This window comes from Streptomyces sp. NPDC002577 (assembly GCF_053594815.1).
In genome coordinates, this window is record NZ_JBSFWK010000005.1 from 170,393 (window position 1) to 184,868 (window position 14,476).

9 protein-coding genes and 1 tRNA gene are annotated in these 14,476 nt (G+C 70.4%); 5 read left to right on the plus strand and 5 right to left on the minus strand.

Features of this window, described 5'->3' with window-relative positions; all coding sequences use genetic code 11:
* The first annotated feature begins 150 nt into the window (after window positions 1-150).
* Together ACWD4J_RS10040 and ACWD4J_RS10045 are read left to right on the plus strand one after the other, a co-directional pair.
* Entirely contained in the window at window positions 151-1,716 is a 1,566-nt protein-coding gene (locus ACWD4J_RS10040) for a hypothetical protein (protein ID WP_451394847.1), read from the plus strand.
* A 274-nt stretch (window positions 1,717-1,990) separates the two neighbouring features.
* Window positions 1,991-2,884, plus strand: a complete 894-nt coding sequence (locus ACWD4J_RS10045; protein ID WP_451394848.1) for an SCO0930 family lipoprotein — start codon at window positions 1,991-1,993, stop codon at window positions 2,882-2,884.
* Window positions 2,885-2,965: 81 nt separating this feature from the next.
* On the opposite strand, the gene ACWD4J_RS10050 is transcribed toward ACWD4J_RS10045, so the two are convergent.
* From ACWD4J_RS10050 to ACWD4J_RS10065, 4 genes are all read right to left on the minus strand, one after another.
* A complete protein-coding gene (locus tag ACWD4J_RS10050; protein WP_451394849.1) occupies window positions 2,966-4,513 on the minus strand; it encodes an MFS transporter in 1,548 nt (515 codons plus the stop codon).
* Between the two features lie 242 nt (window positions 4,514-4,755).
* Entirely contained in the window at window positions 4,756-5,355 is a 600-nt protein-coding gene (locus ACWD4J_RS10055; protein ID WP_451394850.1) for a lytic polysaccharide monooxygenase auxiliary activity family 9 protein, read from the minus strand.
* A 188-nt stretch (window positions 5,356-5,543) separates the two neighbouring features.
* Window positions 5,544-6,713, minus strand: a complete 1,170-nt coding sequence (locus ACWD4J_RS10060; RefSeq protein WP_451394978.1) for an SPFH domain-containing protein — start codon at window positions 6,711-6,713, stop codon at window positions 5,544-5,546.
* A 344-nt stretch (window positions 6,714-7,057) separates the two neighbouring features.
* A complete protein-coding gene (locus tag ACWD4J_RS10065; protein ID WP_451394851.1) occupies window positions 7,058-8,425 on the minus strand; it encodes a peptidoglycan-binding protein in 1,368 nt (455 codons plus the stop codon).
* 207 nt (window positions 8,426-8,632) lie between these two features.
* Here ACWD4J_RS10065 and ACWD4J_RS10070 point away from each other — a divergent pair.
* The 3 genes from ACWD4J_RS10070 to ACWD4J_RS10080 all read left to right on the plus strand — a co-directional run bounded on the left by ACWD4J_RS10070 (window position 8,633) and on the right by ACWD4J_RS10080 (window position 13,098).
* A tRNA-Lys gene (locus tag ACWD4J_RS10070) sits at window positions 8,633-8,706 on the plus strand.
* A 439-nt stretch (window positions 8,707-9,145) separates the two neighbouring features.
* Window positions 9,146-11,164, plus strand: coding sequence for a glycosyltransferase family 2 protein (locus ACWD4J_RS10075; protein WP_451394852.1), 2,019 nt, complete (start codon window positions 9,146-9,148; stop codon window positions 11,162-11,164).
* Entirely contained in the window at window positions 11,161-13,098 is a 1,938-nt protein-coding gene (locus tag ACWD4J_RS10080; RefSeq protein ID WP_451394853.1) for a galactose oxidase-like domain-containing protein, read from the plus strand. The genes ACWD4J_RS10075 and ACWD4J_RS10080 overlap by 4 nt, the downstream gene beginning before the upstream one ends.
* A gap of 115 nt (window positions 13,099-13,213) precedes the next feature.
* On the opposite strand, the gene ACWD4J_RS10085 is transcribed toward ACWD4J_RS10080, so the two are convergent.
* Entirely contained in the window at window positions 13,214-14,290 is a 1,077-nt protein-coding gene (locus ACWD4J_RS10085) for a glycoside hydrolase family 6 protein (RefSeq protein WP_451394854.1), read from the minus strand.
* Window positions 14,291-14,476: the final 186 nt, after the last annotated feature.

A 14,476-nucleotide genomic window follows, 5' to 3' on the forward strand; every position in this document is an offset into this window, starting at 1 on the left:
TCCCCGCTTCTCGTTCGCTCGGCGCCCTGTCCACGGCCGTCGCACCGGAACGGTTCAGCGGGTTGAACCGACCGTCCGCATCGCCCGTGTGACGGCCGACGCGCCCCGGCAGTGCGCGTCAACGGCCCTGTACGGAGGAGGACGAGAAAGATGCGAGACGCCCCAACCACGACCACGCACCCGCGGCAGACGGACCGTCAGCGCAGAACGGCACAGGTGATGGCGGCCTGCGCGATCGCGCTCATCACCTGGATGTCGATGCCCGCCCCCGCCCACGCGCTCGGCGCGGAATCGGCCGGCGAGCGGCCGGGCCAGGTGCTCCTGGCCGAGGAGCTCACGAAGTTTTACGTCGTCAAGTCACCGCAGGACAACGGCGGTAAGCAGGACACGCTGTTCGACATCGCGCAGCGCACCCTCGGCGACGGCAACCGCTTCGAGGAGATCCTCGTACTGAACAGCGGGCGCGTGCTCCCGGACGGATCGGTGTTCGTCAGCCCGGACCAGCTGATGCCCGGCTTCGCCCTGATCCTCCCCGAGGACGCCAAGGGCTCCGACGTCCAGGTCGGCGTCCTGCCCCAGGCGAAGACGACCACGCCCGAGCGGTCCCAGCAGAGCGCCTCGCCTGCCACGCCCAGCGCGTCACCGGCGGCCGGGGCGGCGGCCGGCCAGGCGTCCAATCCCCTCGCCGGCCTCAACGGGGTTCCGCTCCCCGTACTGATCGGCGGTATCGCCGGCGTCACCGCGCTGACCGTGGGGATCGTCGCGCGACGCCCGCTCGGACGTGCCGCGCGCGCCACCGGCGGCGGTGTCGCCAAGGCCGGCCGGACGCTTCGCCCGCGGCTGCCCCGGGGCATGGCGCTCGCTCTGCGCCGCCGTCGCCGGGGCGCGCTGGCCAGGCGGCTGGCGGCGGACACCCGTACTCCGGTGGTGGTCCGCCAGGCTCTGCGCGAACTGGTCCCGGCCGAGGCGTCGGAGACGGCCCGTCCGGTCCGCGTCTACAGCGTGCTCGCCGAGCCCACCAAGCTGCTCGCCTCGGTCTCGGCCGCGCACGAGGCCCCGGCGCCGTGGACCGCGCTCGCCCCGACCCGCTGGGAGCGCACGAACCTGCCCTCGGTCATCGAGGGCGACCCCGCGGCCGACGCGGGCCTGGCCCTGCCGCACCTCGCCCGGGTCGGCGTGAGCGAGCGCGGAGCGCAGGTCATGGTCGACCTCGGCCAGATCAACGGCGCGCTGAGCGTCTCCGGCGACCTCACCGTCGCCCAGGACACCGTGGCGTCGCTGGTCCGCGGCCTGATGGAACTCCCCCGGCAGCGCACCGTGGTGGTCTCCGTGGACCCGACCGCGACCGCCCTGCCCGGACTCAACAGCCTGGTACGGGTCCGCACGGTGGCCGACGTGCAGGGCAAGGCCCCCGACGAGGTGCTGAACGCCGCCGAGGAGCTGGGCGTCGGGCTGGTGCGGGGCGCCGCCCGGACGGGTGAGGTCACCGGCTTCATCGTGCTCCTCGAGCCGCCTACCGCGGAGGAGGCGCGGACCCTGGCGGACCTCACGTCGCCCGAGGGCGGCGGCTGGATCGTGCTCACGGTCGGCGACGTCCCCGGGGCGCACTGGCGGTGGTACGCCGAGTCCGACGGCAACGTGGACCTCGGTGTGCTGGGCCTCCAGGTGGTCGTGCCCACGCAGACGCTGACGGGCGCGGGAACCGGCCGCGTGTGACCCGCGGAGAACCAGCCGTCCGACGCAAGAACTGAAAAACCCGCCCCGGAACTGAACCGCCCTGTCGCTGAGGCCGTTTTCACAGTGACCGGCCCTGAGGGCGACTCCCAGGCCCCCGATGAACCGGGGGAAAGGAATCCGGGACCTGATCTCCGCCCCGGCAGCCGGTCGACCTCCTCCCCGGCAGCCGGGGCGGACCTGTCCGGCGGAATGCGAAAGCGCCGGCGCAGCAGCCCGAAAGACGAATCCAACGAAGCCAGAGAGAGGCCCAGCCATGCGCAAAATCACCTTGGTTCCGGTCGCGTTGACGGTGGCGGCGATCATGACGACGGCCGCGTGCGGTGCACAGGACGCGGCCGCGCCCGCCGCGGCCGCGAGCCCGGCCACGGCCTCCGCGACACCCGCCGCCGCAGCAGACGCCGGGGCGCAGCCCTCGCAGGCGGGCCGGCTGAGCGTCTGGGAGAGCGCCGAACTGGGCCCGGTCGTGACCGACGGCGCGGGCTTCACCCTCTACCGGTTCGACAAGGACACGGCGTCGCCGCCCGTCTCCAACTGCTCGGGCGACTGCGCCGCCACCTGGCCGCCGGTCCTGGCGGACGGGGCGTCGGCGGGCCAGGGCGTCGACTCCGCACTGCTCGGCTCGGTGACCCGCGCCGACGGCACCAAGCAGCTCACACTGGCCGGCTGGCCGCTGTACCGCTACGTGCAGGACACGGAGCCCCGGCAGACGAACGGCCAGGGTGTGGGCGGCACCTGGTTCGCCGCGGCACCCGACGGCAAGAAGGCGACGAAGGCGCAGGCCGCGCAGGAGAACCTGCCCGCGCTGTCCACGGTGAACGACCCGGAGCTCGGCGAGATCGTCCGGGACGGCAAGGGCCGTACGCTCTACCGCTTCACCAAGGACACCGCCTGGCCCATGAAGTCCAACTGCGTCGGCGACTGCCTGAAGCTCTGGAAGCCCGCGGGGCCGGTGGACGTGAAGAACATCAAGGGCATCAAGTCCAAGCTGATCAGCACCTACACCCGTCCCGACGGCACCAAGCAGCTCGCGCTCGACTGCTGGCTGCTCTACTGGTACACCGGCGACCAGAACCCCGGCGACACCAGCGGCCAGGGCGTCGGCGGCACGTGGTTCACCGTGCGGGCGGACGGCAAGCTGGTCAAGTGACGTGCTTGCGGCCGGGATCGGAAGGCCCCGGCTGCGTACGACCGGAGGGGGCCCATGACCAGGGGCCCCCTCCGCGTGCGCTCAGCTCGCACCGGCCGCCGGGGCTGCCGCCGCCGGTTCCGCCGCGGAGCGCCGGCCCTCGCTGTCGGACGCGGGATCCGGGCGGCGCATCAGCGCCAGTACGATCCCGCCGCCCAGCAGACCTGCGAACGCGGCGAGCAGCAGGGCGTTCTGCAGCCCCGCGGCGAAGGCCGCATGCACGTCGTGGGCGACGGCGGCCCGCGCCTGCGGTGGGGCGCCGGCGATCACGCTCTGGGCCCGCCCGCCGCTCACCGCGGCGGCCGCCCGCTCCGGGTCGGGCAGGGCGCTGCCGTCGCGCAGGACCTGCTCCATACCGGCCTGGAAGATCGCGCCGAGCAGGGCGATGCCCAGCGCGTTGCCCAGCTGCCGGCCCGTGTTGAGGGCTCCGCCCGCCATTCCGGCGCGCTGCCACGCCACCTGGGCCATCGCGGCGGACGCCATCACGGGGGTGGCGAGGCCGACGCCGATCCCGGTGACGGCGAGGCCCGGCAGCAGCGTGATCCATGTCGAGTCGGCGCCCAGGAGCGACTGCAGCAGCGCGCCGGCGCCGACGAGCAGCAGGCCGCCGCCGATGGTGAGCCGGGGCGAAACGCCGTGCAGGAAGCGCCCGGTGAGCGCGGAGGCGGTGAACGCGGCCACACTCATCGGCACCAGGGCGAGACCGGCGGCGACGGGCCCCATGCCGCGTACGGACTGCAGCCACAGCGACAGGTACGCGAGGCAGGAGTACGCGGCGAGGGCCAGCAGCACTCCGCCGATCATGATCGCGGTGAAGGACCGGTTGCGGAACAGCGAGAGGTCGAGCATCGGATGGGCTGTGCGCAGCTCGATCAGCACGAAGACGACGGCGGCCACGGCGCTCACCGCGATCGGCCCGAGCGTCGCCGCCTCGAGCCAGCTGTGCTCGCCGGCCCGGATCAGCCCGTACGTCAGCGCCCCGGCGGCCAGCGTGAAGGCGGCCATGCCGGGTACGTCGATGCGGGCGGCCCGCGGATCGCGGGACTCCTGGACGGCGCGCACGGTGACGAGCACCGCGACGACGGTGATCGGCAGATTGACGTAGAAGATCCACCGCCAGCTGAGGTGTTCGGTCAGCAGCCCGCCGAGCACGGGTCCCGCCGCCGCGGCGGCTCCGCTGACCGCGCCCCACACGCCGAAGGCGACACCCCGGTCGCGGCCCTGGTAGGCGCAGCTGAGCAGAGCCATGGTCGTGGCGAACATGGCGGCCCCGCCGATGCCCTGGACGGCGCGGAACGCGATGAGCGCGCCCGGTCCCGTCGCCAGCGCGCACGCCAGCGAGGCGGCGGCGAACAGCACGAGGCCGCCCACGTACACCGCGCGCCGGCCGATGCGGTCGGCGAGGGAGCCCGCGCCGAGGAGCAGGGCGGCCAGGGCGAGGGCGTATCCGTCCATCACCCACTGCAGGTCGGCGAAGGTGGTGCCCAGGCCGGCGGCCATGTCGGGCAGGGCGACGGTCACGATCGTGATGTCGACGAGCAGCATGAACGCGCCCAAGCACACCGCGGTCAGCGGCAGCCACTTGCGCATCGGAAACCTCCGCGGTCCTCGCTCCGGCACCGTCCGGCCGGATGCGCGGGGAACCACGGCATCCGATGACGGCTCCCTCCCAATGAAGCCCGTGAGGTCGCCGGATTTGCGTGCGGCAGGGCGTGGCACGGCGGAAAAAAGATGAAAACAGATCTCTTCGGGTGATACCGCGCCCCTGACAGGCCGCCCCCTCCCGGCCCCCGCGCCGAAGCGGGGCCGGGAGGGGGACGACGTCAGAGCTGTCAGAACTGGACGTCCGAGCAGGCGTAGAACGCGTTCGCCGTGTCGGCAATGGTCCATACCGCGAGGATGACGTGGTGCCCGCTCTTGCCCGAGGGCAGCGTGCCCGTGTGCGAGAGGGTGGCGGGCGGCTGACCGCTGTAGGGCACGGTCAGGAAGGGAGTGGTCTCGAGGGCCGCCCGAGTCAGCGGCTGGCTGTCGTCCCAGCCGTTCTTGGTGATGAAGTACTTGAAGTCCGTCGTGGAGTGACGGGCCGTGAACTGCCAGCGGAAGGTGTAGCTCTGCCCGCTGGTGACCGCGGTCGTCGGCCAGGCGCCGCCCGACGGGGTCTTCGGGCCGTCCAGCGCCGCGAAGTTGGTGTGGTTCGCGGAACATATCTGCCCGTCGGCGGGGCCTGCGGCCGGGAAGCCCTTGGGCCCCTCGACGCTCTGCGGTTCGTACTGGATGGCGCCGCAGCCGGTCACGGTGCCGTTGGCGCAGAGTTTCTGCCGGCTTATGGGGAGGTCGGTGTAGCCGTGGCTGCTGGCGCCGCCCGTCGAGAGCACGAGGGCGCCGGCCGTGGTGAGGCCCAGTAAGGCCGCGTATGTCTTCTTGCGTCGCATGCTGTCGCTCCTGGAGAACGTGGGGAGTTCCGTGAGCACGTGCACACCGCGGTGGACCCGGGACCCGGGCATGACGGGACGTCAGGCCGGGCAGGCCTGTTTCACTTCAGGTCTAGACCAAGTTCAGATTATGGGTGTCCCTTGAACATGTCCATACCAATTGCAGAGACGGGCTCGGCGCCGGATCCTCACCCCCCGTCGTTCGCCCGCCCCGTGTAGAAGGCGACCGTCAGGTCCTTCACCAGCGCCTTGCGTTCGTAGTCGTCGAGTTCGACGAGACCGCGGGTGGTCAGCCGGGTCACGGTGTCCTCGACCGAGTCGACGACCGAGGTGAGCACCGTGTCGCGGTGCTGCGCGTCGAGCGCCGCGATCCGGCGGCGCTGCATCACGGCCGCCACCTCCGGGGCGTACTCGATCCTGACCGGCTGCACCGAGAACACCTCGACGCCGACCGGTTCGGCGTCCGCCGCGACATACCGGGTCAGCGCGTCGGCGACGGCCTCCGTGTCGCGCAGCGTCGGCGCGTTCTGGAGAAGGACCCCGCCGCCGGTGCCCGGGAACGGGGCGTCGGCCGGGCGCTGGGACGCCACCCTGGCCAGCGACGCCTCGACGCACTCGCGCAGATACTCCTGGTGGTCGTCCACACCGAGCGCGGCGCGCGCCGTGTCCTTCACCCGCCATACGACGAGCACGACCACACGCAGCGCGACCCCGTTGGCGTCGACCGCGGGCATCGGCTCGCTGCGCCAGTGCCGCAGCCGTACGTCGACGCGCCGCCGCAGCAGCAGCGGGTTGATCCAGAGCAGGCCGGTACGCCGGACGGTCCCCCGGTAGCGGCCGAAGTGCGTCAGCGCCCAGGCCCGTCCGACCTGACCCCGGGTCAGCCCGCCGAAGCCGAACGTCGCGAGCGCAGCGGAACCCGCGAGCGCCGCCCACTGCGCGGCCCCGAAACCCGACCCCGTGTACCCCGACAGCCCGATCGCCCGCGCCACCAGATCGGGCAGCACGCCCGACCACCACAGCGACGCCACACCGCCCGCCGCGCCCAGGACCCCGGCGAGAACACCGGCGGAACCGGGCAGCGCCCGCCCCGGCCACTCGGTGAACTCCGGGTCGTCCGCGCACGCCGGACGCACCCCCACCCGCAGGGCCGCCCGAACCGGCACCCGCCCGACGGCCCGCGCCGCGGCCCGGCGGACGGCACGCGGATACGGCTGGGACGGCGCGCCCTCCATCTGCGGCCCTCCCGTCTGCGACCCGCCGGCATGCACGCCGGCCGGCTGCGGACCGCCCGGCCGTGGACCGCCGCGCCCCACGACGGCGGACCCCAGCGGCACGCCGACTCCGTCCGCGCCCAGGCCCGTTCCCGCTCCCGCTCCGACGCCCGCGGCAGCGGCGGCCGCGGCCGCGGCCGCCCCCGCATCGTCACGGAACAGCAGATGGACGGGGATCTCGGTGGTGGACTCGTTCTGGATGAGCCTCGGCGGCCGGGCCCCGGGCTCCGGAGCCGGATCCCGTCGTACCTCCTCCGGGAGCTCGTGCCCCCTGTCGACTCCCCCAGCCTCCGGCCGGGGGCGCCCCCACCCCGTCGAGCGGTCGCTTCGCTCCCTCCTCCTCGTCGCCTTCGACAGAGGCGCGCCCTTCGGCCCGGCTCCCTCGGGCCGGGGGGACTCCGATGTGGTCGTTCTCATCCGTGCCTCCGTCATGAGAAGAGCCGTCGCCAGGTCTCGGGTCCCGGGTAGCCGTCGGCGGCTCCGCCGCGCCAGCCCTGGGCCCGCTGAAACGCCTCGACGTTGCGCCGGTCGCTCTCGCTCCAGCTGGGCCCCGGCCCTTTCGTGTAGTACTTGCCGAATCCCTTCTTCACCAGCTGCTGCCCGAGCTGGGTGACGTACTTGTTGGACTGCCCCGGCCGGAAGTACGCCGTGCCGGGGAACGCGGGCACCGTCTTCCCGGCACCCGTGCCGGTCCCGGTAGTGCCGCTTCCGGTCGTGCCCGTGCCGGTCCCCGTCGTGCCGGTCCCCGTCGTGCCGGTCCCGGTCGTGCCGGTCGCCTTCGGGATGTCCCGGCCCTTGCCGTTGACCAGGTAGTCCCAGGTCTTCGGCCCCGGAATCCCGTCGGCGCCGCTGCCCTTCCACCCCTGCGCCAGCTGGAACGCCTGGGTCGCCTTGCGGTCCGCGTCGGTCCAGCGCGGCCCCGGACCGGTGGTGTAGAAGCGTCCACCGCCGCGTGCGACCAGCATCTGCCCCAGTTTCGTTACGTATTCGTTGTTCGCGCCCGGCCCGAAGTACGAGGCCCCGGGAAAGGGGGTCGCCGCGGGCCCGCCGCCCGTCCCTGTCGTGATGCCCTTGTAGCGGTACGGCACATAGCTCGCCGAATGGCTCCAATAGGCGTATGGAGTGGACTTTTTCCGGGTATTCGGGCGGACCTGTTCATACGCCACGTAATACGTGTGCGTGTAGTCCGTCCAGCCGCCGAAAACGGTGACGTGCGACCCGTCCACCGGGTCGGCGAGGTTGTGGAAGAGAAGGATGTCTCCGGGCTGGAGCTGCTCCTTGGTGATGCGCACCCCGTATGTACTGAGGGTGCCTGTCCATTCGTTGGTGCCGAGATTCCAGGCCATCGAGACAAACCCCGAGCAGTCCTGCCGGTAACCGTCCGCCCAGAACTTGTCCATGCTGTACGGCACCTTCGCGGCGACCCACTGCTTGGCCCTGTTGATGATCTCCGTCCGGGTCGTCGGGGTCACCTCCGGGACCCGGCTGCCCGTGGGGCGGTTGCCCCCGTAGAGCGGCGCCCGGCTGCCCTGCGGGGTATCGGGCCCGTCGGCGGCCGGAGCGCCGGGCGGCCGTTCCGGACGCAGGTCCGCGGGGGCGGCCGCGACCGGCTGACCGGTACCGAACATGGCTCCTGCCGCGGCCGCGAGCACCAGGGCGCGACGTGCCCTGTGAGCCGCGGGATGCCCGCCGAGGCGGACCGGCAGGGAATGCGGCGCGATACGCCGCCACTGAACACAGCCGGGGCAGTCACAACCGCGCGCGGGATCGAATTCCTCGAATACCGGAGCAGCCATGAGATTTCCCTCACACCCCTGAAAGAAATGTCCGCGCATCTGCACGATCGTCAGTTTCTCAACTGTCCAGCGATACCGCATGTTGACGGTCCGAATGATGGATCGGGCCCCCTTCGGGTAGGCCGACCGTGCCTTCTTCGGCTTTCCTCCGGCACGGCGTGGTCACGAGCACCCTCCGGGCTCGGGTAGAGTTCTCCGGGTCAGCAGGCGCCGCTAGCTCAGTTGGTTAGAGCAGCTGACTCTTAATCAGCGGGTCCGGGGTTCGAGTCCCTGGCGGCGCACAGACAAGGAAGGCCCTCCGCGAAAGCGGGGGGCCTTCTTGCTGCCCGCCACCGCCTCACCACCTGGTCAAACGTTCCTGCGGCCCGGGCCCCGCCTGCCACGGGGCGTGACGGCCCGGATCCGGCCCGTCACGCCCGATAAGCCAGAAGTGCTCTTGCGATCATGATGAACGGCGTAGAACCCTGGCTGTGAGCTATTGGCTCCTATGAGACAGCAGGTACAGGGCAGTTGGATGCCCGAACCGGTTGCCGCAAAGGACGGGGAAGGGGCCCCGTTCACGAACGGATGCCGAGGGGGGCATCCTGCAACCGGACGGTCGCTGCTCCATGTCTCAGGTGACGGTGGCCTGCCACTGACACGCCCGGAAAGGTCGAGGGGGACCGCACCGGGCGTTCGGAACAACGAGCACGCGGTGACTCGCGTGTGGGGGGATGACTCATGACGTCGACGCCAACGGGCGCCCGGCAGCAGTCCGACACGTCCCAGACCACCCAGCTGAGGGTGGTTTCGCAGCGTACGGGCGGCTTTCTCCGGCTCAAGAAAAGTCTTCCGAGATACGACTACGAGCACTACAGCCGGCTCGCCGGCCCCCTCACTCAACCCGATCCGACCAAGCCGTACAAGGTCCGGTACCGCTCTTTGCTCTCGCAGGAGCCGCACCGCATCCGCGCCGCCCTGATGCTGGGGGCGGCCCCGCTGCTCTCCCTGGTCCTGCTCGCCTGGCTGATGCAGCCCGAGCACTGGACGGAACGGGACTACCCGGCGTACGACTTCCTGCCGGCCCTCGACGTCGTCATGCTCGTCTCGATCGGCCTGATCGAGTTCTTCCGCTGCATGAATGTGTTGTCGAACGCGCACGCGACGCTCGTCGCCCGCGACCCGATCCCGGTGGTGCCCGAGACCGGCACCCGCGTCGCCTTCCTCACCTCGTTCGTGCCCGGCAAGGAGCCGCTCGAGATGGTGACGAGGACGCTGGAGGCCGCGGTCAAGCTGCGCCACCGCGGCCTGCTGCACGTCTGGCTGCTCGACGAGGGCGACGACCCGGAGGTGAAGGCGGTCTGCGAGCGCCTGGGCGTGCACCACTTCACCCGCAAGGGCATAGCCAAGTGGAACCAGGCCAAGGGCCCGCACCGCGCGAAGACCAAGCACGGCAACTACAACGCCTGGCTGGACGCCCACGGCGACGACTACGACTACTTCGCCTCCGTGGACACCGACCACGTCCCGCTGCCGAACTACCTGGAGCGGATGCTCGGCTTCTTCCGCGACCCGGACGTCGGCTTCGTGATCGGCCCTCAGGTGTACGGCAACTACGACACGTTCGTCACCAAGGCGGCCGAGTCCCAGCAGTTCCTGTTCCACGCCCTGATCCAGCGCGCCGGCAACGCCTACGGCGCGCCGATGTTCGTCGGCACCTCCAACGCCGTACGCATCAAGGCGCTCAAGCAGGTCGGCGGCCTGTACGACTCGATCACCGAGGACATGGCGACGGGCTTCGAGATCCACCGCCACCGGAATCCGGCCACCGGAAAGAAGTGGAAGTCGGTCTACACGCCGGACGTGCTCGCCGTGGGTGAGGGCCCGAACGCCTGGACGGACTTCTTCACGCAGCAGCTGCGCTGGTCCCGCGGTACGTACGAGACCATCCTCAAGCAGTTCTGGAAGGCACCCTTCACACTGCCGCCCGGGCGTTTCTTCAACTACACGATGATGGTCATCTTCTATCCGATGTCCGCCCTCAACTGGATCCTCGCGGCGCTGAGTTGTGCGCTGTTCCTGGGCCTGGGCGCCTCCGGCGTGAACATCGACCCGACGATCTGGCTGATGCTGTACGGCAACGCGTCGGCGCTGCAGATCGGCCTGTACGTCTGGAACCGCCGCCACAACGTCTCCCCGCACGAGCCGGAGGGCTCGGGCGGTGTGGCCGGCATGGTGATGTCCGCGCTCTCCGCGCCCATTTACGCGCGGTCGCTGATGGACGCCGTGCTGCGCCGCAAGAGCAAGTTCGTGGTGACCCCGAAGGGGGATTCGGCCAGCCCGGACACGCTGTTCGGGACGTTCCGCATCCACCTGTTCTTCATTCTGGTCTTCGGCGGCTCGATGGCTGCCTCGTTCTACTTCGGGCACTCGCACCCGGCGATGCTCACGTGGGCGTCGATCGCCCTGTTGATCACGGCCGCGCCGATCTTCGCGTGGCGCTGGACGCTGCGCGAGGAGAAGAAGAAGCGGGCCATGGCACCGGAGCCGGGGGCCGTCGAGCCCGGCGAGGCGCCGGCTCCCGGCACCGGGGCCGCAGGCGCCCCGCACGCTCCGGGCGGCCCGCACACGCCGCAGCAGAAGCCGACCTGGGCCGCCGCCGACCGGGCGACCGGCTCCGATCGCCAGGCCACCGGCACCGACCAGCCGGCTGCCCCGGACCAGACCATGCAGATCGCCCTTGGGGGACGTAAGAAGTGAAGGACCATTCCAGCCGCCGCCGCGCCCGCCGCATCGCGATAGGCACGGCGGTGGTGCTAGCTCTGGCCGGCATGAACGGACCGGCTCTCTACCGGTTCGGGTCGGAGCAGTACCACCAGTACAAGATCAACAGACCCGAGTACATGGCCGAGAACGGCCACTGGGACGTCATCGAATTCCCCAAGCAGTTCCGGCAGAACACGATTCACGCGGCGCTGCTGCACACGGGCAAGGTCCTGCTGGTCGCGGGTTCCGGGAACAACCAGACGAACTTCAACGCGAAGAAGTTCGACACCCGGATCTGGGACCCGGTGAAGAACACCATCAAGAAGATCCCCACGCCCAGCGACCTCTTCTGCACCGGCCACACCCAGCTCGCCAACGGCAATCTGCTCATCGCCGGCGGCACCAAGCGGTACGAGAAACTGAAGGGCGACGTCACCAAGGCCGGCGGCCTGATGATCGTCCACAACGAGAACCCCGACAAGCCGATCACGCTGCCGGCGGGCACCAAGTTCACCGGCAAGGAGAACGGCAAGACGTTCGTCTCCAAGGATCCGATCGTCGTCGAGCGGGCGACCAAGGTCTTCGACAAGAAGACCGGCAAGTTCCTGCGCAACGACCCGGGCCTCGGCCGTATCTATGTCGAGGCGCAGAAGAGCGGCGCCAAGTACGAGACGGGTACCCAGGACAACTACCGTGTGCAGGGCCTGACCGGCGTGGATGCCCGCAACACGTACGGCATCGCACAGAAACTCGCCCTGGACAAGAAGGACTTCCAGGGAATCAGGGACGCCTACGAATTCGACCCGGTCGCCGAGAAGTACATCAAGGTCGACCCGATGAACGAGGCCCGCTGGTATCCGACGCTCACGACGCTGAGCGACGGCAAGATCCTCAGCCTCTCCGGCCTGGACGAGATCGGCCAGCTGGTCCCCGGCAAGAACGAGGTCTTCGACCCGAAGACCAAGAAATGGACGTACAGCAAGGACGTCCGGCAGTTCCCGACGTATCCGGCGATCTCGCTGATGCAGGACGGCCGGATGTTCTACTCGGGGGCGAACGCCGGCTACGGCCCGGACGACGTCGGCCGTGACCCGGGCATCTGGGACCTGAAGACGAACAAGTTCACCAAGGTCCCCGGCATGAGCGACAAGAACCTGCTGGAGACCGCCGGCACCGTGCTGCTGCCGCCCGCGCAGGACGAGAAGTACATGGTGATCGGCGGCGGCGGGGTCGGCGAGTCCAACAAGTCCAGCAAGAAGACGCGCATCATCGATCTGAAGGCCGACAACCCGCACTTCGTGGACGGTCCCGAGCTGGAGGAGGGCACCCGCTACCCGCAGTCCTCGATCCTGCCCGACGACACCGTGCTGGTCTCCGGCGGTTCCGAGGACTACCGCGGACGCGGCGACTCCAACATCCACCAGGCGCGGATCTACCACCCGGACACCAACACCTTCGACCGGGTCGCCGACCCGCTGGTCGGCCGCAACTACCACTCCGGATCGCTGCTGCTGCCCGACGGCCGCGTGATGTTCTTCGGCTCGGACTCGCTCTACGGCGACAAGGCCAACACCAAGCCGGGCACGTTCGAGCAGCGCATCGAGATCTACACGCCGCCCTACCTGTACCGGGACTCGCGTCCGTCGCTGAGCGGCGGTCCGAAGACCATCAAGCGCGGGGAGTCGGCGACGTTCGCGTCCGAGCACGCGTCGTCCATCAGGGCGGCGCGGTTGATCCGGCCGAGCGCGTCCACGCACGTCACCGACGTCGACCAGCGTTCCATCGCGCTGGACCTGAAGAAGACGGCGGACGGCGTGACGGTGACGATCCCGAAGAACCGCAATCTGGTCGAGTCCGGCTGGTACATGCTGTTCGTGACGGACGATCAGGGGACGCCGAGCAAGGCGGTGTGGGTCAAGGTGCCGTAGCGCTCCCGCGGGTCTCCTGCTCGGCGGGTCCGTCGCGCTCACGCGGCGGACCCGCATATCGGCGCAGTCCCCGCGCCCCCCTTCGGGGCGCGGGGACTGCCGCTATTTGGAGGCCTTATTTGGAGGCCTTGGCCAGCTTCAGCGCGTATGCCGGCCACCAGTCGCCGGCCTTCGGGCCGCCCTTGCAGGTGCCGTCGGACTCGCCGGGACGCTTGACCCACAGATACGCGTCGACGAGGTCGTCGCCCGTCTTGGTCGTGGGCGCCTCGCCGAGCGCGCGGCCCGGCGGGTTGCACCAGCGCTCGTCCGCCGCGCCCTGCGTATAGGGGCCGTTGCCGTTGCGGCTGGTGTCGATCACGAACGGCTTGTTGCCGACCTTCGCGGACAGCTCCTTGCCGTAGGTGATGCTGTCCTTCGTCGTGTAGAAGTTGGAGACGTTCACCGCGAAGCCGTCGGCCAGCTCGACGCCCGCCCAGGTCAGCGGCTCGAAGATCTGGTCGGGCTTGCCCCAGCCCGCGTTGCCCGCGTCCAGGTACACCTTGGTGTTCTTCAGCGCCTTGAGCTCCTTGATGGCGCCCTTGAGGAGGTCGTAACGCTCCTCGTGGAACTCGTCGGGCGTGCAGCCGTCGACCAGGTGCAGCACCGCGTCGGGCTCCAGGATCACCGTGGCGCCCCGGTCGCCGATGCCCCTGGCGACCCCGTCGATCCAGGCGCGGTACGCGTTGCCGTCGGCGGCGCCGCCGCCCGAGTAGTTGCCGCAGTCGCGGTGCGGGATGTTGTAGAGGACGAGGATCGCGTCCCGGTCGGCCTTCTCGGCCGCCTCGGTGAAACCGCGCGCCTCCTGCTCCGGGTTCTCCGGGCCGATCCACTCGCCGGTGGGCTGCTCCGCTATCTTCCGGATCTGCTCGGCGTCTTCCTCCTTGCCGGCCCTCGCATACGCCGCGACCTGCCTCGCGGCGTTGCCGTCCGGATTGACCCAGTACGGATCGTTGCCCTTCGGCTGCTGCTGGACGGGCGTCTCCGCCGCGTCCTTCTTCGGCTCGTCGTCACCGGAGGAGAAGCACCCCGCCAGCAGCAGTGCCGCCCCCGCCACGACCGCCGACGCCCTCACCCCCCTGGCCCCCGGCCGCGATCCGCGGAATTCCGGGGAATTCCCCGAACTCCCCCGGAAAATGCCTGAATTGCGGTACATCCACTCCCCCTTGGGTGCACAGTCCGGCTCTCAATCCTGACATAGGTGGCCCATCCCCACGAGATCGCTTCGGCTTCGTCGGAGAGCTGTTACGGGGCCGCGGCACACCGGTACCGGCCCTGTACCGCCCCTGGGTGCACCCGCACCGGGCCTCGGCCGCACCGTACGCCGGTGAACGGAGGGCAA